The 21,919-nt window shown below is 67.0% G+C and carries 23 protein-coding genes; 14 read left to right on the forward strand and 9 right to left on the reverse strand.

Annotated features, from left to right (window positions below; genetic code table 11):
* Positions 1–245: 245 nt before the first annotated feature.
* From ACYQ7X_RS02275 to ACYQ7X_RS02300, 6 genes are all read right to left on the reverse strand, one after another.
* The gene (locus ACYQ7X_RS02275) at positions 246–1,196 is read right to left on the reverse strand and encodes an ROK family protein (RefSeq protein WP_459695212.1); all 951 of its coding nucleotides are present in this window, start codon (positions 1,194–1,196) and stop codon (positions 246–248) included.
* Complete coding sequence (locus ACYQ7X_RS02280; protein ID WP_459695213.1) at positions 1,196–1,915, reverse strand: copper homeostasis protein CutC; 720 nt, start codon at positions 1,913–1,915, stop codon at positions 1,196–1,198. The genes ACYQ7X_RS02275 and ACYQ7X_RS02280 overlap by 1 nt, the downstream gene beginning before the upstream one ends.
* A gap of 11 nt (positions 1,916–1,926) precedes the next feature.
* Positions 1,927–2,772 (reverse strand): carbohydrate ABC transporter permease, encoded by an 846-nt coding sequence (locus ACYQ7X_RS02285; protein ID WP_459695214.1) that lies wholly within the window; start codon positions 2,770–2,772, stop codon positions 1,927–1,929.
* A 1-nt stretch (position 2,773) separates the two neighbouring features.
* Positions 2,774–3,712: a carbohydrate ABC transporter permease gene (locus ACYQ7X_RS02290; RefSeq protein ID WP_459695215.1), complete on the reverse strand. Its 939-nt coding sequence runs from the start codon at positions 3,710–3,712 to the stop codon at positions 2,774–2,776.
* A 22-nt stretch (positions 3,713–3,734) separates the two neighbouring features.
* Entirely contained in the window at positions 3,735–4,976 is a 1,242-nt protein-coding gene (locus ACYQ7X_RS02295) for an extracellular solute-binding protein (RefSeq protein ID WP_459695216.1), read from the reverse strand.
* A 295-nt stretch (positions 4,977–5,271) separates the two neighbouring features.
* On the reverse strand, positions 5,272–6,051 hold the full coding sequence (locus tag ACYQ7X_RS02300) for an SDR family oxidoreductase (RefSeq protein ID WP_459695217.1): 780 nt from the start codon (positions 6,049–6,051) through the stop codon (positions 5,272–5,274).
* Positions 6,052–6,166: 115 nt separating this feature from the next.
* On the opposite strand from ACYQ7X_RS02300, the gene ACYQ7X_RS02305 reads away from it, so the two are divergent.
* The 6 genes from ACYQ7X_RS02305 to ACYQ7X_RS02330 are packed head-to-tail and all read left to right on the forward strand — an operon-like array spanning position 6,167 to position 10,422.
* The gene (locus ACYQ7X_RS02305; RefSeq protein ID WP_459695218.1) at positions 6,167–7,765 is read left to right on the forward strand and encodes an N-acyl-D-amino-acid deacylase family protein; all 1,599 of its coding nucleotides are present in this window, start codon (positions 6,167–6,169) and stop codon (positions 7,763–7,765) included.
* A gap of 12 nt (positions 7,766–7,777) precedes the next feature.
* Positions 7,778–8,152 (forward strand): RidA family protein, encoded by a 375-nt coding sequence (locus ACYQ7X_RS02310; protein WP_459695219.1) that lies wholly within the window; start codon positions 7,778–7,780, stop codon positions 8,150–8,152.
* On the forward strand, positions 8,149–9,207 hold the full coding sequence (locus ACYQ7X_RS02315; protein ID WP_459695220.1) for an alanine racemase: 1,059 nt from the start codon (positions 8,149–8,151) through the stop codon (positions 9,205–9,207). Before ACYQ7X_RS02310 ends, ACYQ7X_RS02315 begins: the two co-directional genes overlap by 4 nt.
* Positions 9,204–9,530, forward strand: a complete 327-nt coding sequence (locus ACYQ7X_RS02320) for a nitrile hydratase (RefSeq protein WP_459695221.1) — start codon at positions 9,204–9,206, stop codon at positions 9,528–9,530. The genes ACYQ7X_RS02315 and ACYQ7X_RS02320 overlap by 4 nt, the downstream gene beginning before the upstream one ends.
* A complete protein-coding gene (locus tag ACYQ7X_RS02325; RefSeq protein ID WP_459695222.1) occupies positions 9,527–9,808 on the forward strand; it encodes an SH3-like domain-containing protein in 282 nt (93 codons plus the stop codon). The genes ACYQ7X_RS02320 and ACYQ7X_RS02325 overlap by 4 nt, the downstream gene beginning before the upstream one ends.
* Positions 9,805–10,422 carry a nitrile hydratase subunit alpha gene (locus tag ACYQ7X_RS02330; RefSeq protein WP_459695223.1) on the forward strand — a complete coding sequence of 206 codons (618 nt, stop codon included), beginning with the start codon at positions 9,805–9,807 and terminating at the stop codon, positions 10,420–10,422. Before ACYQ7X_RS02325 ends, ACYQ7X_RS02330 begins: the two co-directional genes overlap by 4 nt.
* Here the strand turns inward: ACYQ7X_RS02330 and ACYQ7X_RS02335 are convergent.
* A complete protein-coding gene (locus ACYQ7X_RS02335; protein ID WP_459695224.1) occupies positions 10,396–11,436 on the reverse strand; it encodes a LacI family DNA-binding transcriptional regulator in 1,041 nt (346 codons plus the stop codon). The genes ACYQ7X_RS02330 and ACYQ7X_RS02335 overlap by 27 nt on opposite strands.
* A 131-nt stretch (positions 11,437–11,567) precedes the next feature.
* Between ACYQ7X_RS02335 and ACYQ7X_RS02340 the strand changes: the two genes are divergently transcribed.
* From ACYQ7X_RS02340 to ACYQ7X_RS02365, 6 genes are all read left to right on the forward strand, one after another.
* Positions 11,568–13,118: a sugar ABC transporter ATP-binding protein gene (locus tag ACYQ7X_RS02340; RefSeq protein ID WP_459695225.1), complete on the forward strand. Its 1,551-nt coding sequence runs from the start codon at positions 11,568–11,570 to the stop codon at positions 13,116–13,118.
* Between the two features lie 8 nt (positions 13,119–13,126).
* Positions 13,127–14,149, forward strand: a complete 1,023-nt coding sequence (locus ACYQ7X_RS02345) for an ABC transporter permease (RefSeq protein WP_459695226.1) — start codon at positions 13,127–13,129, stop codon at positions 14,147–14,149.
* On the forward strand, positions 14,146–15,192 hold the full coding sequence (locus ACYQ7X_RS02350) for an ABC transporter permease (RefSeq protein ID WP_459695227.1): 1,047 nt from the start codon (positions 14,146–14,148) through the stop codon (positions 15,190–15,192). The genes ACYQ7X_RS02345 and ACYQ7X_RS02350 overlap by 4 nt, the downstream gene beginning before the upstream one ends.
* A gap of 58 nt (positions 15,193–15,250) precedes the next feature.
* Positions 15,251–16,246, forward strand: a complete 996-nt coding sequence (locus ACYQ7X_RS02355) for an autoinducer 2 ABC transporter substrate-binding protein (RefSeq protein WP_459695228.1) — start codon at positions 15,251–15,253, stop codon at positions 16,244–16,246.
* An 80-nt stretch (positions 16,247–16,326) separates the two neighbouring features.
* Positions 16,327–17,223, forward strand: coding sequence for an NAD-dependent epimerase/dehydratase family protein (locus ACYQ7X_RS02360; RefSeq protein WP_459695229.1), 897 nt, complete (start codon positions 16,327–16,329; stop codon positions 17,221–17,223).
* Positions 17,224–17,234: 11 nt separating this feature from the next.
* Positions 17,235–17,918, forward strand: coding sequence for an aspartate/glutamate racemase family protein (locus ACYQ7X_RS02365; RefSeq protein ID WP_459695230.1), 684 nt, complete (start codon positions 17,235–17,237; stop codon positions 17,916–17,918).
* Between the two features lie 45 nt (positions 17,919–17,963).
* Here the strand turns inward: ACYQ7X_RS02365 and otnC are convergent, their stop codons facing one another.
* Complete coding sequence (gene otnC, locus ACYQ7X_RS02370; protein ID WP_459695231.1) at positions 17,964–18,644, reverse strand: 3-oxo-tetronate 4-phosphate decarboxylase; 681 nt, start codon at positions 18,642–18,644, stop codon at positions 17,964–17,966.
* Between the two features lie 94 nt (positions 18,645–18,738).
* Here otnC and ltnD point away from each other — a divergent pair, with 94 nt between their 5' ends.
* A complete protein-coding gene (gene ltnD, locus ACYQ7X_RS02375) occupies positions 18,739–19,686 on the forward strand; it encodes an L-threonate dehydrogenase (protein ID WP_459695232.1) in 948 nt (315 codons plus the stop codon).
* Positions 19,683–20,969 (forward strand): 3-oxo-tetronate kinase, encoded by a 1,287-nt coding sequence (otnK, locus tag ACYQ7X_RS02380; protein ID WP_459695233.1) that lies wholly within the window; start codon positions 19,683–19,685, stop codon positions 20,967–20,969. Before ltnD ends, otnK begins: the two co-directional genes overlap by 4 nt.
* Here otnK and ACYQ7X_RS02385 read toward each other — a convergent pair.
* Positions 20,885–21,919, reverse strand: a complete 1,035-nt coding sequence (locus ACYQ7X_RS02385; RefSeq protein WP_459695234.1) for an acyl-CoA thioester hydrolase/BAAT C-terminal domain-containing protein — start codon at positions 21,917–21,919, stop codon at positions 20,885–20,887. The two genes, otnK and ACYQ7X_RS02385, sit on opposite strands and share 85 nt — an antisense overlap.

The following is a 21,919-nucleotide window of genomic DNA, read 5'->3' on the forward strand; positions in this document are numbered from 1 at the left end:
GAGAGCCGAAGCTTCTAGCAGATCAACCCGCTAACCTCAACCCCAGCCATCCGCCGGTGACCCGCCTTCTAAGCGCACCAGGCGGGGCCGTCAACACCCCCGCAACGTCATCGCAGCGTCATCGATGCGGGGTAGCCACGCGCAAATTGTCTCTGGACAAGGGCTGCCGGTTGCGGGCGGGCATCAGCCACCCTGCCACCCGTTAACCCCGCTCGATCAGAGCTTTAGCGAAGATCCTGCAAGCTTCAGGGGAATTCCGGAGCGGCCGGCAGCGCGGGCGGCAGATCCCCCATCCGCGCGCCCAGTCGCTGCCAGCCGAGGATTGCGGCGCCAAGCAGCGCGCCGCGGCCGCCGAGGCTCGAAACCGTCAGCGGCGGCGCCTGGCGCCAGGCGAGCCGCCCCTGCAAGCCGGCCCTGAGCGGCGGCAAAAGCCGCTCCCCCGCGTCCGCTAAGCCGCCGCTCAGCACGATCACCGCCGGGTCGAGCATCAGCGTGACGGTCGCGAGACCGAGCGCGAGGGCGGCCACCGCTTCACCCCAGACCGCCGCGGCCAGGCCATCCTCAGCCAGACGGGCGGCGATCTCGGCCGCGCCGAGCGCCGAAGCCCCGCCCCGCGCGCGGTACCGCCGTGCCACCGCCGCCGCCGAAGCATAGGTTTCGAGGCAGCCGAACTGGCCGCAGGCGCAGGGCTCACCATCCGGATAGATCGGGATATGGCCGATTTCGCCAGCCATGCGCCCCCCCCCGGCGATCAGCTGGCCGGAGGAGAGAAAGGCCGCGGCGATGCCGGTGCCGACCATCACCAGCGCCGCATCCCGCTCCCCGCGCGCCGCGCCGAGCAGAAATTCGGCAAGACCGGCCGTGCGCACGTCATGCCCGCCGGCAACCGGCAGGCCGAAACGCTCGGCGAGCCGCGCCGCCAGCGGGAAATCCCGCCAGCCGAGATTGGCGGCGAAGAGCACCCGGCCGCTCGCCTCCTCCATCCCGGGGCTGATGAGGCCGATCACCTCCGGCCGCCCCTCCGGCCGCCCAAGCATCTCGGCGACGAAAGCTTCCAGCCGCTGATAGGCCGCCTCCCCCCGATCGCCCGCCGTCGGCTCCCGGCCCTGACGCAGAAACGCCCCGTCTCCATCCACGAGCGCCGCCTTGAAGCTGGTGCCGCCGACATCGACCGCGAGCGCAACCGGCAGGCGCATCAGGCCCCGCGCGCAGCCCGAATGAAGGCCGCGATCTCCTCCGTCGAGGTCACCAGCCGGCCATGGGCATCCGGCCGCATGGCGCGCAGATGCACTTCCGGCACGCCGGTCCGGTCGAGCAAAGCCCGCACATTCCCCGCTCGCACGCTGCCCCCGGCGATGATCGCCACCCGCCCGCGCGCCTGCGCCACCAGGGCAGCCAGCCCTTCCGCGCCGCTCTCCGCGGTCGGCTTGCCGCCGGAGGTGAGCACCGAGCGGATCCCCAAGCCGAGCAGGGTATCGAGCGCGGCGGTCAGATCTCGCGTTACGTCGAAGGCCTTATGGAAGGTGACGGGCGCGCCCCCGCAAGCCGTCTTGAGCCGGGTGATGGCGCGGGCATCGATCACCCCGCCCGCGGTCAAAGCGCCGCAGACGAAGCCGATGGTGACGCCGGCGGCCTTAGGCAGCGCGCGGATGGCCGCGATATCGGCCAGCATCACCTCGATCTCCTCCGGCGAGAATACGTAATTGCCGCCGCGCGGGCGGATCATTACCCGCACGCCGATACGCCGCACACGGCTCAGAACCGCCTGCACGAGGCCAAAGCTCGGCGTCAGCCCGCCCTCAGACATGGCGCTACAGAGTTCAATGCGGTCCGCCCCCTCGGCCTCCGCCGCCAGGGCGCCGGCCAGATCGTCGACGCAGATTTCGATCTGCGGCGGCCGGCGATAGGCCGGCATGCCTGCATCGCTCACTTGATCGACCCAGCCGTGAGCCCGCCCACCACCTTCCCTTCGATCAGCGCGAAGAGGATGATGACCGGGATCGTCGCGATCACCGATCCCGCGAAAAGATGGCTCCAATCCACCTGATACTGGCCGATATAGGCGTTGAGGGCGACGGTGAGCGGCTCCGTCGCCTGCGAGGTGGTCAAGGTCAGCGCCACGATGAACTCGTTCCAGGCGCTGATGAAGGTGAAGATGAGCGCCGTCACGATGCCAGGCAGCGCCAGCGGCAGGGTGACACGGAAGAGCGCGCCGATACGGCTCGACCCGTCGATGAAGGCGGCCTCCTCGAGTTCAGCCGGGATCGCCGAGACATAGGCGTTCATGATCCAGACCGCGAAGGCCATGTTGAAGCCGGCATTGACCAGGATCAGCGCGAGGACGCTATCAAGCATGCCGAGATCGAGAAATTCGCGGTAAAGCCCGACCAGCATGGCGGTCGGCTGGAACATCTGCGTCACCAGCACCAGCAGCATGAAGGCGCCGCGGCCGCGAAACCGCTGGCGGGCGGTATAGTAGGCGGCCGGGATCGCTACCAGCAGCACGAGGATGGTAGAGCCGCCGGCGACTTCGAGGCTGATCCTGAGATTGGTGCCGAAGCCGGTCTTCCAGATATTGAAGAAGGCGGCGAAATCGAAATGGCTCGGCAGATAGTCCTGCGCCAGCATCTGGTTGGCCGGCCGCAGTGCCGCGATGATCATCTCGACATAAGGGAGCAGGAAGATCACCGCCACGATATAGGCGATGCCGGCATAGACGAGGCTCTGCCAGGGCCAGTTGCCGGCCGGGCGGCGGGGAAGCGCTGCCTCCATCTCAGGCACCCTCCTTCTTCCACACCGTGACCCGCAGATAGAGTGCGACGATGAGCAGCACGAGGCCGAAATTGATCACCGACATGGCGGCCGATTCCCCGATGTAGCTCTCCTTCAGCTGATACATGAAGGTTGTCGTCGTGCTCGTCTCATGGCCGGGGCCGCCGCGCGTCATCTCCCAGATGATGGGGAAGGAGTTGAAGACGTTCATGACATTGATGAGCAGCGCGACCACGAAGGCGGGTTTCAGGAGCGGCAGGGTGATCGAGAGATAGGTGCGCCAGCGTCCGGCGCCATCGACGCGCGCCGCCTCGTAAACATCGGACGGAATGCCCTGCAGGCCGGCGAGCAGCGCATAGGTCGCGAAAGGCACCGAGACGAAGATCGCGACCACGATCATCCAGGGGAAGGCGGTGCCGGGGGAGCCGAGCCAGTCCGCCGCGTCGCTGTTGAAGCGGGCGAGGAAGCCGATCTGGTGCAGAAAGACGTTGATCACCCCGTTATTGGGATCGAGCGCCCAGCGGAAGACGATCGCCGTCATCATCACCGAGGCGGCCCAGGGGGCGATCAGCGCCCAGCGCGCCACCCGCCGGCCGGGAAATTTCTGGTTGAAGAGTTGGGCAAGCGCCAGGCTGATCAGCATGGTGATCGCTACCACCGAAATCACCCAGATCAGCGTGCGAGCGAGGATGCCGAAGAGTTCCGGCTCCTGCCAGAGGAAGACGAAGTTCCGCCACCCGGCCCAGCCGCGGATGAAACCGTCCGGACTGATGTTCTGGAAGGCGGTCTCGATCATGATGAAGACGGGCCAGACGACGACGCCCGCGATCAGCAGGACAGCGGGGCCGACCCAGAGCAGTGGGCTCAGCCGCGCGAAGAAGCGGGAGGGGGCGCGGCGGCTCCCTGCCCGCACCCCCTCATCGACCGTCGAAAGGCTCATGAACGCCGATCCAAAGTGAGCCTCAGCTGCCCTTGAGCGCGGTTTGCTGGATGTTGTCCAGGACCGCCTTCGGATGCGGGCCGATCGCCGTGCCGATAAGCTGCTGGATCTGCGTCTTCACCTGCGCCCAGACCGGGGCGTTCGGATACTGCACCGCCTTGGGCAGGGCATTGACGAAGGAGGCAAGCGCCGGATCGACCTTGACGAAGGCGGCAGCGCCCGAAGTGGTGCCGGGCAGGAGATTGTATTCCTGCGCAAAGGCGACCTGGTATTGGTCCTGCATCGCGAAATCGAGGAATTTCTTGATCGCGGCTTCCTTCTTCCCGTCGGTCTTGAAGGCGGCGATGAAATCGCAAACGCCGAGGGTGGTATCGAGCGGGCCCTTCTTGCCGGCGATCGGCGCCGTGCCCCAATCGGCATCCGTCAGCACGCCGGCCTGCTTGATGATCGGCAGGAGTGCGGTGAGGCCGTTCAGCATGCCAACCTGGCCCTGGGCGAATTGTTCGAGGATGACGGCGCGGTTCTTGGTGCCGGGGTTCGGCTCGGTATCCCCTGCCTTGACCAGCGAGGTCATGAATTTCAGCGTCTGGACGTTCTGCGGGCTATTGATGACCCACTTGCCGTCCTTCTGATAGCCACCACCATTGCCGAGCAGCCACAGCAGGGTTTCGGCCTGCGCCTCTTCCGGCCCAAGCGGCATGCCATAGCCGATCTTGCCGAGGGCCGCGATCTTGCCGGCATCCGCCTTCAGCTCGGCCCAGGTGCCGGGCGGCCCAGCGATATGCGCCTGGACGAAGAGCTTCTTATTATAGAACATGGCGCGCGAACTGGTGGTGAACGGCATGCCGTATTGCACGCCCTGGTAGCTGCCGAGCGTCTTGAAAGCGGGCATGAGGTTGCCCGGGTCGCTCAGCACGTCGCTCGCCTTGTAGAGCAGGCCTTCCTGCGCATAGTTCGAGAAGTAATCGCCTTCGGTGATGTCCGGATACTGGCGGTTCTGCACCATCGTCTGGATCTTGGTGTCGAAGTCGTTCCAGTTGACGGTCTGCACCTTCACGGTGATCGAGGGATTGGCCGCGTGGAAGGCGTCGGCGATCTTCTGCCAATAGATCTGGCTGCTGTCGGCGGGGCCGGTGCCGTAATCGGCCGCCACCAGCGTCAGCACGGTATCGGCGCGCGCTGCCGGCGCCGCCAGAAAGCCCATGGTGAGGGCAAGGGCCGCGGAAGCTCCGGCGGCGGCAAGGGAACGTCGGGCGATGCGCATAAGAACCCTTCTTTCGTGTTGCGAGCAATGCAGGTTTGAACTCTAAGCAAGGCAAGGCCGACTTGTATAGCCGGGGGGCCAGGATCTTTTGTGCCGCGGTGCGGAAAAACTCCTGCGCCTGCGAGGCCAGCGCGTCCTTGTTGCCTCGACAACGCAGCATCGCCGGGACGCTCCGCAATCCGCCGCCGGAAGCGGATCCCACCCTGACAGGCTGCGGCCACCTGGTAAAGACGTCAGACAAGACAAACACCTGGCGCAGCAGTCGCGACCGCTCGCGCGCATCGGCCCGATCGGTCTAGCGCTCCTGCGTGATCGCGCGATGCAGCTGCGGCAAGCCAGCCGAAATGCCGCCATCCACCGGCAGCACGATGCCGGTGATATGGGAAGCCTCGTCGCATAGCAGGAAACCCACCGCCTGCGCCACGTCCTGCGGCGTCGCGACCTTCCCCAAGGGATACCAGCTGGTCACTTCATCGAAGACCGCCGGGTTGGCCGCCAAACGCTCATCCCATGCGCGCGTGCGCACCGTGCCCGGCGCGACCGCATTGACGCGCACTCCCTGCGGGCCGAATTCAACCGCAAGGCAGCGGGTGAGATGCATCAACCCGGCCTTGGCAGCACTATAGGCCGGATGGCCGAACATCCCGAGGCCGTTGACCGATCCTATGTTGACGATGCCGCCGCCATGCGCGAGCAGATGCGCGCGGAAGGCCTGGATGCAGAGGAAGGCGCTGTCGAGGTTGAGCGTGATATCACGCCGCCAGGTCGCATAATCCATCCCGCGCATGCTGGGCCCCAAGGCGCGGCCGGCATTGTTGACCAGCGCCCGCACATCGCCGAGACCCAAGGCCCGGCGCGCCGCCTCCGCCACCGCCGCCTCGTCGGTGACATCCACCGCCATCGCCTCCGCGACGCCCCCCGCCGCCCGCAGCCGCGCTGCCACCGCCTCGGCCCGCGTGCCGTCGATATCAGCGACGATCACCCCCCAGCCGCGGGTGGACAGCACATCGGCGATGGCGCCGCCGATATCGCCGCCGCCGCCAGTGACGAAGGCCCAGGCGCGCGCCGTGCTCATCGCGCCGCCCGAGCAGGAATGCTGGCCATCCGGGATCTCCTCCTCATGCCTGCCGCAGCATGGCCGAACTCGCCGCGGGCGTATAGGCTGGCCGCCGAGAGGAGGCCCTCGGCCCATGCACCCGGATCTTGTGATATCAAACGCCCGCATCATCGATGGCACCGGCGCGCCCTGGTTTCGCGGCGATGTGCGGCTTTCCGGCGGCCGGATCGCGGCCGTCGGCCCGGGGCTCGATCAGACAGGTGCGGCGGTGCTCGCAGCCGCCGGCCGCTTCCTCGCTCCCGGCTTCATCGACGCCCATTGCCATGACGATCTCGCCTTCCTGCGGGAGCGGACGCGGCCCGAGAAGGCGCTCCAGGGCGTCACCTCCATCGTCGTCGGCAATTGCAGCTTCTCGCTCTATCCTGCGCCCGAGCATGCGAAAGACCTGCTGCGCGGCCATTTCGGTGCTCTCCTGGGAGAGACCGGGCGCGAGGAGGTCTTCGCCGATCTCCCCGCCTATCGCGCGGCGCTGGAAGACCCGGGCATCGCGCTCAACCTCGTCTCCCTTGTCGGCCATGCCGCGCTGCGGCTGGCTGTCATGGGCTATGAGCGGCGGTCCGCGACCGAGGCCGAGATCCGCGCTATGCAGGATCTGCTGCGTCCTGCGCTGCGCGCCGGCGCCGGCGGCCTCTCGCTCGGCCTCGTCTATCCGCCGAGCGCCTTCGCGGAGATGGGCGAGCTGGTGGCGCTGGCCACCACGGTGCGGGAGGAGGGCGGCATCCTCGCCGCCCATGTGCGGAGCTACGAGGCCGGGCTGCTGCCCTCGATCGAGGAATTCATCGCCATTTTGGCCGCCAGCGGAGCGCCGGGCCTGCTCTCCCACCTGCAATCGGCGGGCAAGCCGCATTGGGGGCAGATCCCCCTTGCCCTCGCCAGGCTGGAGGCGGCCCGCGCGGCGGGGATCGACATCAGCTTCGACATGTATCCCTACCCCGCCGGCAGCAGCACCCTGCTCCAGCTTCTGCCCCCCGCCGCGCAGGAAGGCGGGCTTGCCGCCCTCCTCGCCCGGCTGCACGACCCGGCGGAGCGCGCCCGCCTGCGCCGCTGGGTGGAAGAGGGGAGCGAAGATCCCCACGCCCAATCCAAGATCGCGCTCATCGGCTGGGGCAATGTGCTCCTCTCGGGCATCGGCGCGGCTGCGCTCAAGAGCCTCGAGGGCCAGCGGATGGACGCCGCGGCGGCGAGCCTCGGCCTCGCGCCTTTCGATCTGCTCGCCCGTCTCGTCGAAGAGGATGGCGGGCAGACGGCGATCGTGATGTTCCAGCTCGACGAGGCCGATCTGCAAGCCGCCTGCTGCCACCGGCTGCACATGGTCGGCTCGGACGGGCTGCCCCGGCCCGGCACCCGGCCGCATCCCAGAGCCTTTGGCACCTTCCCGCGCATGCTCGGGCCACTCCGGCGGGAGCGGGGGTGGTTCACCCTTGAAGATGCCGTGCGGCGGATGACGGCGGCCCCGGCCCAGCGCTTCGGCCTCGGCGGCCGCGGGCTGATCCGCCCAGGGATGGCGGCCGATCTCGTTCTGTTCGAAGATGCGGTGACGGATCGCGCGACCTTCGCCGATCCGGTGCAATTGCCGACGGGCATCAGCGATGTCTGGGTGGCGGGGGAAGCGGTGGTTTCCGGCGGCGCCGTCACCGGGCGGCTGCCGGGCAGGCTCTTGGCGCGGGAATGAGAGGAAGGCGGCATGCGACAGGCTTTGATGATCGAGGGCGCGGCACCCGCCGGCGGCCATTACTCCCACGCGGTGGTGGCGAACGGCTTCGTCTTCGTCTCCGGCCAGGGCCCGACCGACCCTGCCACCGGGCGTATGCCGGATGACTTCGCCGGCCAGGTGCGTCAGACGCTCGCCAATCTCCGCACGATCCTGGAAGGCGCGGGCAGCAGCCTCGACGATGTCGTGAAGATCAACGCCTATCTCAGCGATGTCACCCGCTTTCGCGAATGGAACGCGGTCTATGCCGAATTCTTCCCCGCCGCCCCGCCGGCCCGCACCACCATCGGCTGCCAGCTGAACGGCATTCTGGTCGAGGTCGATTGCATCGCGGTCCTCTCGGCATGAGCGGGGGGCAGCCGGTCGGCACGCTCGATACACCGATGCCGGTGATCGACCTCGATATCGTGGAGCGTAACCTCGAACGCATGCAGGCTTATGCCGACCAGCATGGCCTCAGCCTCCGGCCGCATATCAAAACCCACAAGCTGCCGGCTTTCGCGCAACGGCAGGTAGCGCTCGGCGCCGTCGGCATCACCTGCCAGAAGCTCGGCGAAGCCGAGGTGATGGCCGATGCCGGGCTGACCGATATCTTCCTTTCCTACCCGCTCATCGGGGCGGAGAAGGCCCGCCGCCTTGCCGCCCTCGCGCGGCGGGCGGCCATGCGGGTCGCCATCGACAATCCGCTGGCGCTCGAAACGGTCGCCCAGGCAGCCGCGGAAGCCGCCGTGCCGATCGGCGTGATGGTGGAGTTCGACAGCGGCATGAAGCGCACCGGGGTCATGAGCGTCGATGCCGCGCTCAGCCTGCACGCCGCGATCCAGGCGGCGCCGCTGCTGCGCTTCGACGGGCTGATGACCTATCCGCTTGGTGCGGGCACGGCGGGCTTCGTCCGCGCCATCAAGGAAGCGGGTGTGGAGCCGCCGGTCGTCTCGGCCGGCGGCACGCCGGGCTACGACCGCGCGCATGAGGCCGCCGGCGTCACCGAGCTGCGCGTCGGCACCTATATCTATAACGACATGATGATGGTCGATGCCGGCGCGGCCAGCCTCGAAGATTGCGCGCTCGTAGTGCAGGCGACGGTCATCAGCCGGCCGGAGGAGCATCGCGCCGTGCTCGATTGCGGCTCCAAGACGCTATCCAGCGATCTGCGCGCGGGCGGCCGGGAGGCCGGCTACGGCTACCTCCCTGATTACCCGGAGGCGGCGATCGAGCGGCTGAGCGAGGAGCATGCGATGGTCGATCTCAGCCGCTGCGCCGCGAAGCCGGTGCTCGGCCAAAAGCTGCGGATCATTCCCAACCATGTCTGCGTCGTCACCAACCTGCATGACGCAGTGGCGGTCGGCCGTCGCGGCTTGGTGGAGGCGACCTGGCCGATCCCCGCGCGAGGACTGACACGATGACCGACACGACCGACCTGCCGGTGCCCCGGGCGATGCATGACCTCGGCGGCGTCTCCCGCTATCTCTGCGAGCCTATCGACACCTCGCCGCATGCGCTGAGCGATTTCGACCGCGAGGTCGATGCGATCCGCCAGATCCTCGGCGGCAAGCAGGTCATGTCGGTCGATGAGTTGCGCCGCGGGATCGAGGCGCTGCCGGAGGCCGACTACCTCCGCCTCGGCTATTACGAGCGCTGGCTCTGCTCCATCACCGCCATCCTGCTGGAAAAGCAGGTGGTGGGGGAGGCAGAGCTGCGGGCGGCGCTGGCCGGGGCCGCGCCATGATCCCGCCCGGCACGAAGGTGCGCGTGCGCGATGACTGGCCGGAGACGCGCGGCCCCTGCCATATCCGCACACCGCATTTCCTGCGCGGCGCGGAAGGCGAGGTGGTGCGGCATCTCGGCCATTTCCCCAATCCGGAGGATGGCGCCTTCGGCCGCCCGGCCGAACCCCTCGCCCTCTATCACGTCGCCTTCGATGGCCGGAGACTGTGGCGCGATGGCCGGCCGGAGGCGGAGATCCTCGTCGAACTCTACGAATCCTGGCTGGAGGTCGCGCCATGACGCTGTCCGAGATCGCCCCCGCCACCCTGCTCGCCGCGCTGCGGCAGATCCTGGCCGAGAAAGGCATCGCGAGCGCGGCCGAAATCGCCGAGCGGATCCGCATCACCGATACCGCCTCCCCCGCCCTCGGCGCCGCGATGGTCGCCCGCGCCTGGACCGATCCCGCCTTCCGCGCGCTGATGCTGAGCGACGGCACGCGGGCGGCGGAAGCCATGGGCATCCCGATGCGGGGCCTGCCGCCGCTCGGCGTGCTCGAAGATACGCCGCAGCTGCACCATCTCGTGGTCTGCACGCTCTGCAGCTGCTACCCCCGCGCTGTGCTCGGCTACCCGCCCTTCTGGTTCAAATCGACCGGCTATCGCGCCCGTGCGGTGCGCGATCCGCGCGGCGTGCTGGCGGAATGGGGCACCGAGTTGCCGGAAGAATGCGGCATCCGGGTGGTGGATAGCACGGCCGATTACCGCTGGATGGTTCTGCCATGCCGCCCCGCCGGCACCGAGGGCTGGAGTGCGGAGGCGCTTGCCGCCCTGGTCGATGAAGCCGACATGATCGGGGTGACGATCCCGGCTCTCCGCGCCCTGCCGGCCTCAGGTGCTCTCGCCGAGGCGGAGTGAGAAGCCGATATCGACGCTTGCTGGCCCCGCATCCTGGCCGCGGATGCGGGCGATGAGCTTGCTTGCCGCAAGCTCCCCCATCCGCTGGCGGGGAGATACGATGGTGGTGAGCGGGGGCTGCACCAGATTGCCGATGGAAAAGCCGTTGAAGCCGGCGATCGCCACCCGCTTCGGCACGGCAATGCCCTCGCGCTGCGCCCGCAGGATGGCGCCGACCGCCAGATCGTCATTGGCGAAGAACAAAGCGTCGAGTTCGGGTGCTGCCTCCAGCGCGCGCATGAAGGCATCGCCGCCGATCTCCGCGCTCGATTTGCAATCATGGGTGAAGGGCGGCCGCCGGGTCAGCCCATGGCGGTTGAGGCAGCGGTCGAGCCCCTTGTAGCGCTGCATCGCCCGATAATCAGCCTTCATCCGCCCGCCGATGAAGCCGATCTCGCGATAGCCGCGGGCCACCAGATGCTCCCCCATGGCATCGCCGGCCTTGTAGTGCGAGAGGCCGACATTCATGTCGATCGGCCGGGTGCCATGCTCCATGATCTCCATCACCGGCCGCTGCCACCCCTTGAGCAGGCTGCGTGTGCCCTCGGTATGCTTGAGCCCGGCGATGATGATGCCGGCGGGAGACCAGCCGAGCAGCGCCGCCGCGAGATCCTGCTCCCGCTCCAGATCGTATTGGGTATTGCCGAGCAGCATCTGGTAGCCCGCCACTTCCAGAACCGTCTGGATACCCTGGATGACCTCGATGAACACGGCGTTCGACAGTGAAGGCACGATGACGAGCACGACCCGGCTTTCCGCCGAGGCGAGCGCGCCTGCCACCCGGTTCGGCACATAGCCGAGGGCGCGGATCGCCTCCTCCACCTTGGTCCGCAGGCCTTCCGAGACGGCATCCGGCGTATTGACGACGCGGGAGACGGTGATGGGGGAGACACCCGCGCGCTCCGCCACATGCTTCAGGGTGACGGTATGCGGCCGAACGGTCCGTCTTGCGGCGCGGCTACTCATCTCGTTCATGCGGCGATCCTAGCCCATCGCCAAAATCTCCGCCATGTGAAGATAAATTGGTTGCGCTACCATTTGAGAGCGGCTAGAGACGATGGGCAGGCGGCCGCCGTTCCGGGAAGAGCCGTTCGGGAGGAAATCCAGTGGCCGTTACCGCGCAAAGCCGCGTTGCTGCGCCGTCTTCCGGCGAATATGCGGCACGCAATCTCATGAAGCGCTACGGCAATGTCGTCGTCCTGCGGGATGTCAGCATCACCATGCGCCCGGGCCGCGTGCATACCATCATGGGAGAGAACGGCGCCGGCAAATCGACCGCGTTCAAGATCCTCTCCGGCCTCGTGCGGCCGACCGGCGGCCACCTTTCTCTCGACGGCCAGGAACTCTCTCTCCCCTCGCCCTCGGCCGCGCATCATGCCGGCATCTATCTCGTGCCGCAGGAGCCCGCGGTGATGGCGGAACTCTCCGTCACCGAGACCATGTTCGTCGGACAATTGCCGACGGTCGGGCGCCTTCCCCGCCGGGTCGATTGGAAATCCGCGCGCAAGCGTGCGGTCGAGGCGCTCGCAACCCTCAAGCTCGATATCGACCCGGACCAGCCGGCGCGGCATCTCAGCATCGCCCAGCAGCAACAACTCGAATGCGCGAAAGCCCTCTTGCGCGGCTGCCGCGTGATCCTGTTCGATGAGCCTACCTCGCCTTTGACGACGCATGAGGTGGAACGCCTCTTCGCTACCATGCGCCGCATGCGATCCGAGGGTTATACCCTCGGTTTCATCAGCCACCGCATGGACGAAGTGCTCGACATTTCCGATGATATCAGCGTGCTTCGCGATGGCGCGCTCGTCGGCAGCGCGGCGCGGCAGGATTTCGATCGCGTGCGGCTGATGTCCCTGATGGTCGGGCGGGAGATGCGGGTGATCCCGCGCCGCCAGATCAGCCATGCGACCGCCGAGCCCGTGCTCACCGTGCAGAACCTCGCGAGCGAGCCGCGCTTCCGCGATGTCGGCTTCACCCTCCACAAGGGCGAGATCCTCGGCCTCGCCGGCCTCGTCGGCGCCGGGCGGACGGAAATCGCCGAGGCCATCTTCGGCGTGCGGCGCAAGGATCGCGGCAGCGTGCTGCTCGACGGCGCGGATATCGCCGCGTGCAGTACGCATGAGATCATCCGCCGCGGCCTTGTCTATGCGCCGGAAGACCGGGCCAAGCACGGCGCCATTCTGCCGATGACGATTACCGAGAACCTGACCTCGGGCCTTCTGGAACGGGTGCGCTCGCGCATGGGGTTGCTCAGCCAAAAGGACGAGGACCGGATCGGCAGCGAGACGGTGCTGCGCTATCGCGTGCGTTGCGCGGGCATCGATCAGAAGCTGCGCCAGCTCTCTGGCGGCAACCAGCAGAAGGTGGTGTTCGGCAAATGGATGGGTACCGGGCCCAAGGTCGCTATTCTTGACGAGCCGACGCGCGGCGTCGATGTCGGCGCCAAGGACGAGATCTACGAGTTGATCGACGGGCTCGCCCGCGAGGGCATGGGGCTCATCGTCATCTCCTCCGAACTTGAGGAGCTTGTCCGCCTCTGTGACCGCATCCTCTCGGTCTATGACGGGCGGATCGTCGCCGAGCTTGCGGGCGATGACATCACCCAGGAGCGCGTCTCCTCCTCCTATCTCAGCAGTGCCGAGGCCTCCGGCCGATGAAAGCGATGATGATCGAAGAGCAAAGTGTCGCCGCCCATCCTCCGGCTGGCGGCCGCACCCGCAGGAAGGCGCAGAGCCGCGGCGAAATGCGCGAGATCACCCTCATCGTCGCGACGGTGGTGACGCTGGTTGCAGTCGGCGCCATCAATCATCGCTTCGTCTCGCTCGAAAACATCCGCTTCATGGTGCTGAACTCGGTCGTGCTGTCGCTCGTGGCACTCGGGCAAACCTGGGTGATCGCGACGCGCGGGATCGATCTTTCGGTCGCCCCGATCATGGGGCTCACCGCCGTGGTCACCGGCCTGCTCGCGCAGAATTCCGGCCTGCCGCTGGCGGCCGCCTTCGGCGTCGCCCTCGTCATCGGCCTCGTCCTCGGCACCATCAACGGCCTTCTCGTCGCACGCATCACCATTCCGCCGATCATCGTCACGCTCGGCACCTACAGTATTTATAGCGGCCTGATGTTCATCTATTCGAACGGCACTCAGGTGACGGCAGTGCCGCCGGCCTATGCGACCTTCGGCAACGGCCTGCTGGCGCCCTGGCTGCCGGTGCCGATCCCGGTTCTCGCGCTCGCGGCCGCGCTGCTTCTCTGCTGGTTCACGCTCGGGCAGACGCTCTTCGGCCGCGCCGTCCTCGCCATCGGCAACAATGCCGCTGCCGCCTACAATGCCGGCGTTTCCGTCACCTCCACCCAAGTGCGGGTCTACATGATCTCCGGCGTGCTCGCGGCTTTCGCCGGGCTCGTCTTCGTCGCCTACACGGGCTCGGCGACCGTGACCACCGGCACCGGCGATCATGTCGAACTGCAATCGATCGCGGTGGCGCTCATCGGCGGCACGGCGATCGCCGGAGGACGCGGCAACATGATCGGCACCGTGCTCGGCGGCCTCTTTCTCAGCGTGATCCTGACCGCCCTGGTCTTTCTGCACGTGCCGCCGATCTGGTACTCGGCCGGCGAGGGCGCGATGATCCTGCTCACCGTCACGCTCGGCATGCGCCAAGCCGGCGCCGGGAGGGCTTCGCGATGAAGGATCTCGCCAATACCGTCACCGCGCGGCGCACCGGCTCGCGCTTTCCGCTCGCCGGTTGGGAGCGCGCGCTCGTCGCCCTCTTCATCCTCGAAGTCCTGGGCTTTTGCTTCGGCATCCCGGGCTTCTACGATGGGCTCGGCTCGCTGCTCGGCCTCACCCAGAACTTCCTGCCTTTCGGCATCGTTGCCCTTGGCCTCGCCGTCGTCATCCTGACGGGCGGGATCGATCTATCGGTCGGCGCCATCGCCGGGCTTTCGGCCATCGTCATGGCGGAATTCTGGCAGGGGCTGCACCTGTCGATCTGGATCGCCGCCCTCTTGGGCATTCTGCTCGGCGCGCTGCTCGGCTGGATCAACGGCATGATCATCACCCGGTTCCGGACGGAACCGCTGATCGCGACGCTCGCCACCAGCTTCATCTTCGGCAGCATCGGCACCGCCCTTGCCGGTGCCGCGCCACCCTCCGGCTTCCCCGATAGCTTCAACGCGCTCGGCCAAGGGCTCATCGGCGGCATCCTGCCCTATCAGCTTCTGCTCTTTGTAGTGCTGGCCATTTTCTTCGCGCTGCTCATGTCGCGCAGCGCCTATGGGCGCAAGGTGGTCATGGTCGGCTATAATGGCGATGCCGCGCGCTACGCCGGCGTGCGTGTCAACCGCATCATCGCCAGCGCCTATATCATCAGCGGCGCCATGGCGGCGCTGGCCGGCATCGTGCTCGCCTCCTATTACAGCGCCGTGCGGCCGGATATGGGCGATATCCTGCTGCTCACCACCATCACGATGGTCGTTCTCGGCGGCGTCAGCATCTTCGGCGGTGAAGGCAGCATGGCCGGCGTCGTGCTCGCCGTTCTGCTGCTCGGTTTTCTCCGGCAAGGCATGCTGATCGGCGGCTTCTCCGACATGGTGACGACGATGCTGACCGGCGCAATCCTGCTCATAGCCATCGCCATCCGCAATCTCCTCTCGGGGCGCGGCACCGGGCTCGCTCTTCTCTTCCTCCGCCTCCGCAGCCGCGGCGGCAAGGTAAACGAAGCGGCATGATGAAGGCTCACCTTCACCAGGCCGATTGGCTGAACTCAGAAACCATCAGGGAATTAAAATGAAACTCTCCAGGAAGGCAGCGCTTCTCGCCACCGCCATGCTCGGCGCCTCGCTGGCTGCGGCGCATGCCCAAACCATCGACACAGCGAAGCGCATCCATGTCGCCATGGTGCCCAAGCTCGTCGGCCTCTCGGTTTTCAAGGCCAATGAGAAGGGCGCTGAAGCCGCGGCCAAGAAGCTCAATATCAACTTCCTCTATACCGGGCCTGTCACCGCCTCGGCGCAGGGCCAGGTTGATGTCTTCAACAGCCTCATCGCCCGCCGCTTCAACGTGATCACGACGACCGCGAATAACCCGACCGAACTCGCGCCCGCGCTGAAGCGCGCGATGAAGATGGGCATCAAGGTCGTCTCCTACGATAGCGATGTCGCGCCCGATGCGCGGGATTTCTTCATCCAGAACACCGCCTATCCGGCGATGGGCAAGGCGCTCGTCGATGCGGTTGCCAAATACACCGGGCCTGACGCCAAGATCGCCATCCTCTCCTCCACTCCGGATGCAACGATCCAGAACGCCTGGATCGGCGCGCTCAAAGACTATATGAAGACCGCCTATCCGAAGATGACGATCGTTACGACGCAATACGGCCAGTCGAGCCCCTCGCAATCGCTCACCGCCGGCCTCAACATTCTGCAGGCTAACCCGGGCGTCACTGGCATCATCGCGCCCGACGGCGCGGCGGAAGTGGGCGCGGCGGCGGCAGTGCAGAAGCTCGGCCTCACCGGCAAGGTCTTCGTCACCGGTTGCTCCGACCCGGATTCGATCCGTCAATACGTCAAGGCCGGCATCATCAAGGAAAGCCCCTTGTGGGATGAGGTGAAGGAGGGCGAATTGGTGATGTATGTCGCGCGCCTTGCCTATAACAACGCGATCACCAAGAACAGCACCTTCACGGCGGGCGATCTCGGCAGCTTCACCGCGAAGAACGGCGTCATCATCTTCAGCGAGCCGCTGGTTTTCAACGCGCAGAACATCGACCAGTATCAATTCTGATCCGCCTTCAGGCTTCGCCCCGCGGGGCGAAGCCGCCTTTCTTATGCAACGACGCGGCGGATCTGTAGCAAGGAGCAGTCATGAAACGCATCATGTTCACCGGGGGCAGCGGCAAGGCCGGCCGCCATGTCGTGCAATACCTCGTCGATCACGGCTACCGCGTCCTCAACCTCGACACCAAGCCGCTGGACAACCCGGCCGTGCGCACGCTGATCACCGACATCACCGATGCCGGCCAGGTCTTCAACGCTCTTTCGAGCTATACCGGCCTGCACGAGTTCGACCCCGACCTGCGGCCCGAGAAGATCGATGCGGTCGTCCATTTCGCGGCCATTCCGCGCATCATGATCACGACCGACAACGAGGTCTACCGCATCAACGTGATGGGCACCTACAACGTCATCGATGCGGCGGTGAAGCTCGGCATCCCGAAGATCATCATTGCTTCCAGCGAGACGACCTATGGGATCGTCTTCGCCAACGAGCCGCGCGAGCCGGAATACTTCCCGCTCGACGAGGAATACCCGGTCGATCCGATGGATAGCTACGCGCTTTCGAAAATCGTTAACGAAAAGACTGCGCAGGCCTTCGCGCGCCGAAGTGGCAGCGATATCTATGCACTGCGTATCGGCAACGTCATCGAGCCGCATGAATACGCGCTGTTCCCCGGCTGGTTCGCCAAGCCCGAGTTCCGCAAGAAGATCGCCTGGAGCTATATCGACGCGCGGGATCTCGGCCAGATCGTCCGCCGTGGGATCGAGACCGACGGCCTCGGCTTCCAGATCTTTAACGCCGCCAACGACCACACCTCGTCCGACCTGCCGACCGCCGAACTGCTCCGCCGCTACTACCCTTCCGTGCCCGTGCGCGGCTCGCTCGGCGAGTTCGAAGGCCTGCTCTCCAACAAGAAGATCCGCGATGTGCTCGGCTTCGAGGAAGAGCACAATTGGCGCAAATACGTCCCCGGCGCGAAGTGAGGGGATCTTCGATGACACAGCAGACCCTCGTCATCATCCATACCGGCCCGGTAACGGTGCAGCCACTCAATGCGCTGGCACCCGATCTTCTGCCCGGCGTGCGCGTCGTCAACCTCGTGGACGACAGCCTGCTCAAGGATACGATGGCCGCAGGGCATGTGACGCCCTCCGTCAGCCGCCGCCTCGCGCAGTATATGGCGATCGCTGAGGATATGGGCGCCGATCTCATCCTCAACGCCTGCTCCTCGGTGCGGGAAGCAGCCGATATCGGCGCGAAGCTCGTCTCCGTGCCGGTCACGAAGATCGACACGGCGATGGCCGAACATGCGGTGGCCTCGGCAACCCGCATCGGTGTCGCGGCGACCGTACAGACCACGCTCGACCCCACGGCGCGGCTTATCGAGGCGACGGCGCGCGAGCGCCGCAGAGAGGTGAGCGTGGAGCGCAAGCTCTGCGCCGGCGCCTTCGATGCGCTCCTGGCCGGAGACGGCGCGCGGCATGACGCGATTGTGGCAGAGAACCTTCTGGACCTCGCGGCCAGCGTCGATCTCATCGTGCTGGCACAGGTTTCGATGGGCCGGGTCGCCGATAGTCTCGGCGACAAGGTGCCGGTTCCGGTGTTGACGAGCCCGCGCCTCGGCATGGAGCGGGTGGCCGAGATCATGGCGAGCCTCGCCCGGCCGAAGGCCGCGTGATGCGGGCGCGATGGGCGGGGATTGCCGCCCATCGCCTTGCTTTACTTACCCATGCGCGGGATGATGCCCGGTATGATCGTGTTCGGGCGGGGATAGCTTGAAGTGGCGAACGAGATCATCAACCTGGGCAGGCGTCAGGATGCGGGGATTGAGGCCGCGCAGCATGAGATAGAGCCGCGCCGTCTCTTCCAGCTCTTCCGTGGCATAGACCGCCGCCTCCAGGCTCTCCCCCGCCACTACGGGGCCGTGATTGGCGAGCAGGACGGAGGAATAGCGCCCGGCCAAGCCGCGGATGGCGCCCGCCACCGCCTCGTCCCCGGGCCGGTAATAGGGAATGAGCGCGGTCGCGCCGAGCTTCATCACATAATAGGCGGTCATCGGCGGCAGAACGGATGCCGGGTCAACCTCCGGCAGCATCGAGAGCGCCACCGAATGGGTAGAGTGGAGATGGACGATCGCCTGGCAGCCGCCCCGCGTCTCATAGAGCGCCGTGTGCAGAGGAATCTCCTTGGTTGGCTTATCACCGGAAAGCAGGTTCCCCTCGGCATCGATATGGGAAAGCCGCGCCGGGTCGAGAAAGCCGAGGGAAGCGTTGGTCGGTGTCGTCAGATAGCTACCGTCGTCCAGCCGCAGGCTGATGTTGCCGGAGGAACCCGGTGTCAGCCCGCGTTCAAACAGAGAGCGGGCAAAGAGGCAGAGTTTTTCTCGAAGCTTGGCGTCGCTCATGGATCTTTCCCGTTCGTTTCCGGTGCGCCCGGGCGTGCCAGTTTCACCGCCGATTGTCGAGTCTGAAGTTCATGTCTGGCAGGAGTATGATGGGATGAGTGCCGAGCAAGCAGGCGTGGAGGGGAAGCCGGCGGGCCGAGCAGCCGGCGTCCTCGCCGTCATCGGTCTCGGATCGATGGGGTTGGGCATGGCCTGCTCGCTGCTGCGCGCGGGCTTCGCCGTGCGTGGCTTCGACGTATCGGCCGAGGCGGTCGGCCGCTTCGTCGCCCAAGGCGGGATCGCCGCCACGACACCGGCGGAAGCCGCTGCCGGGGCCGCCATCGTCGTCTCCGTCGTGGTCAATGCCGCGCAGACGGAAGCGATCCTCTTCGGCGAAAGTGGGTGCGCCGGCGCCATGCAGCCCGGCTCTGTCTTCGTAGCCTCGGCCACCATGGCGCCTGCGGTCGTGCGCAGCCTCGCAGCCCGGCTCGAAGCGGCCGGCGTGCATTATCTCGACGCGCCGATGAGCGGTGGCGCGGCGCGTGCTGCGGAGGGCAAGCTCACCATGCTTGCCTCCGGCTCCCCGGCCGCTTTTGCCGCCGCCCGCCCAGCGCTCGCCGCGATGACGGAGAGGCTTTACGAACTCGGCGATGCGCCCGGCCAGGGCGCAGCCTTCAAGATGGTCAACCAACTCCTCGCCGGGGTGCATATCGCCGCCGCATGCGAGGCCATGGCATTCGCCGCGCGGCAAGGCCTCGATCTCACACGCGTCTATGAGGTCATCACCAAATCGGCCGGAAATTCCTGGATGTTTGAGAACCGCATGCAGCATGTCCTGGCGGGCGATTACAGCCCGAAGAGCGCGGTCAGCATCTTCACCAAGGATCTTGGCATCGTGCTCGACATGGCGCGCGGCGACGATTTTCCCGTCCCGATCGCCTCCAGTGCGCTGCAGATGTTCCTGATGACCGCGGCGGCCGGCATGGGGCGGGAAGACGATGCCTCGGTTGCCCGGCTCTACGCGCGCCTCGCAGGGCTGAGCCTGCCAGGAGACGCCGCATGAGCCTCGTCCTCGGCTGCATTGCGGATGATTACACCGGCGCCTCCGATCTCGCCAATGCGCTGGCGAGCAACGGGCTTCGCGTTGTGCAGACGATCGGCGTGCCGGCGGAGACGCTTGCGCTGCCGGAGGTGGATGCGGTCGTCGTCGCGCTCAAAAGCCGGTCGATCCCGGCAGGGGATGCCGTGCGCCTCTCGCTCGGCGCGCATCGCTGGCTTGCCGAACGCGGCGCGCAGCACACACTATTCAAGGTCTGCTCGACCTTCGATTCCACTGACGAGGGCAATATCGGCCCGGTGAGCGATGCCCTCCGCGGCGCCACTGGCGGCAGCATCACGCTTGTCAATCCGGGTTTTCCGGGCACCGGGCGGCGGGTTTTTCAGGGTCATCTCTTCGTGCATGATCAACTGCTCAGCGAGAGCCCGCTGAAGGACCATCCGCTCAACCCGATGCATGATGCGAATCTGGTGCGCGTGCTGGCGCGGCAATCGGCCGCCACTGTCGGCCTTGTGCCGCTGCAGATGGTGGAGCAAGGCGCACCAGCGGTTCGCGCGGCGCTCGCACGGCTCGCAGCGCAAGGGATGGGTGCGGCGATCGTCGATGCTGTGAATGACGCGCAGTTCGAGACGCTCGGCGAAGCGGCACTCGATCAGCCGATCTCCACCGGGGCTTCCGGCCTTGGCATCGGCCTCGCCCGCGCGCTCCGCCGCCGCGGCCATGGCGCGGCGGCAGCGGCCATGGCCTGGGATGCGCCACCGGAGGGGCGCGCCTTTGCCGCGATCCTCGCCGGCAGCTGCTCCAAGGCGACGCTCGAGCAGATCGCTGAGGCTGAGAGACGCGCGGTCCCCGTCCGGCATCTCGATATCGAGCAGGTGGCTAGGGCCCCGGCGGCTGAGATCGCCGCCGCGCTTGATTGGGCGAAGCCCAAGCTCGCTGCCGGGCCTCTGCTCATCGCCAGCAGCCGAAGCCCGGCGGAGGTCGCCGATCTGCAAAGCCGGCTTGGTGGCCGCGGCCTCGGCGAGCGGATCGAGGCGGCGCTCGCGGCTATCGCCGAGGGCCTTGTGGCAGCAGGCGTCGGCCGCCTCGTCGTCGCCGGGGGCGAAACCTCGGGCGCGGTCGTCAACCAGCTCGGGCTCGCGGCCTTTCGGATCGGCGCGGAGATCGCGCCCGGCGTTCCCGCCTTGCAGGTGATCGGCGCGCATCACCCGGGGCTGCGCATCGCCCTCAAATCCGGCAATTTCGGCGGGCCGGATTTCTTCGCGGAAGCCCTCGCCGCGCTCGCCTGATCGCGCGCCCGCCGATCCGAATCCTGCCTGGAAAAGGCCGCGCGGAGAAAGCCGAGCGCGCGGGGCCAGGCATCCGCCCGCGCCGCATCATTGGCGGCGGCCGTGCCGCCGAGGGCACCGAGATCGGCATAGAAGGGGTCGGCCGGCGCGATCGGCGGCCCGAAGACGGCGTGGCCGGCATTCGGATAAGCGAGCAGGAGGACGGGATAGGCAAAGCCGCCGCGGCGAAGATCCGCCGCCGCATCCTCGGCCAGCGGGCAGGATGGCCAGACATCATCCTTCCCGCCGCAGATGAGCATCACCGGCCCATTGATCGCGCGGAGCGGCATGCGCGCCGCTGGATGCTCCGGCAAGGTCGCCAAGCCCTGGCGATAGCCGGCGAAGACGGATTCGTTCGCCGAGAAGAGATGCGGCAGCCCCGGCAAAGCCTTGGCGCCGAGGGTGAAGCTCGATGCCGGGTCGCGCGCGCCCCAGCCGCCGATCCCTTGCCAGACGATGCCCGAAGGCACGGCCGCCACCACCGCGCGGATGCGCGGATCGTGTGAGGCGACAAGCAGCGCCGCCTCCCCACCGACCGAGGTGCCCATGATGCCGATCCGCCGGGGATCGACGCCGGGCTGATGCCGCAGCCAGGAGATTGCACGCTCGAAATATTCAACCGGAATGAGCTGCACGCTTTCGGGCAGGCCGTTGAGCCCGAAATAGGCGAGTTGCAGCACCGCGTAGCCTTGTGCCGCCAAGGCACGCGCCTCGGCCCGCACCACCGGGCTCAGCCCACCTTCGGAGCCGCCCAGGAGGAGCATGCCAGGCCGCGGCGATGCGGTATCCTCAGGCCGGACATAGAGGCCGATGAGATGATCGGCCTTGAGCGGCCGCTCGCTCAGGCCGCCGGCGCGGGCCGTGGCCAGCCCAAGGGAGAGCAGGAGCGCGAGCGCGAGCCCCGCGCGCAT

The organism is Acidisoma sp. C75 (assembly GCF_054665095.1).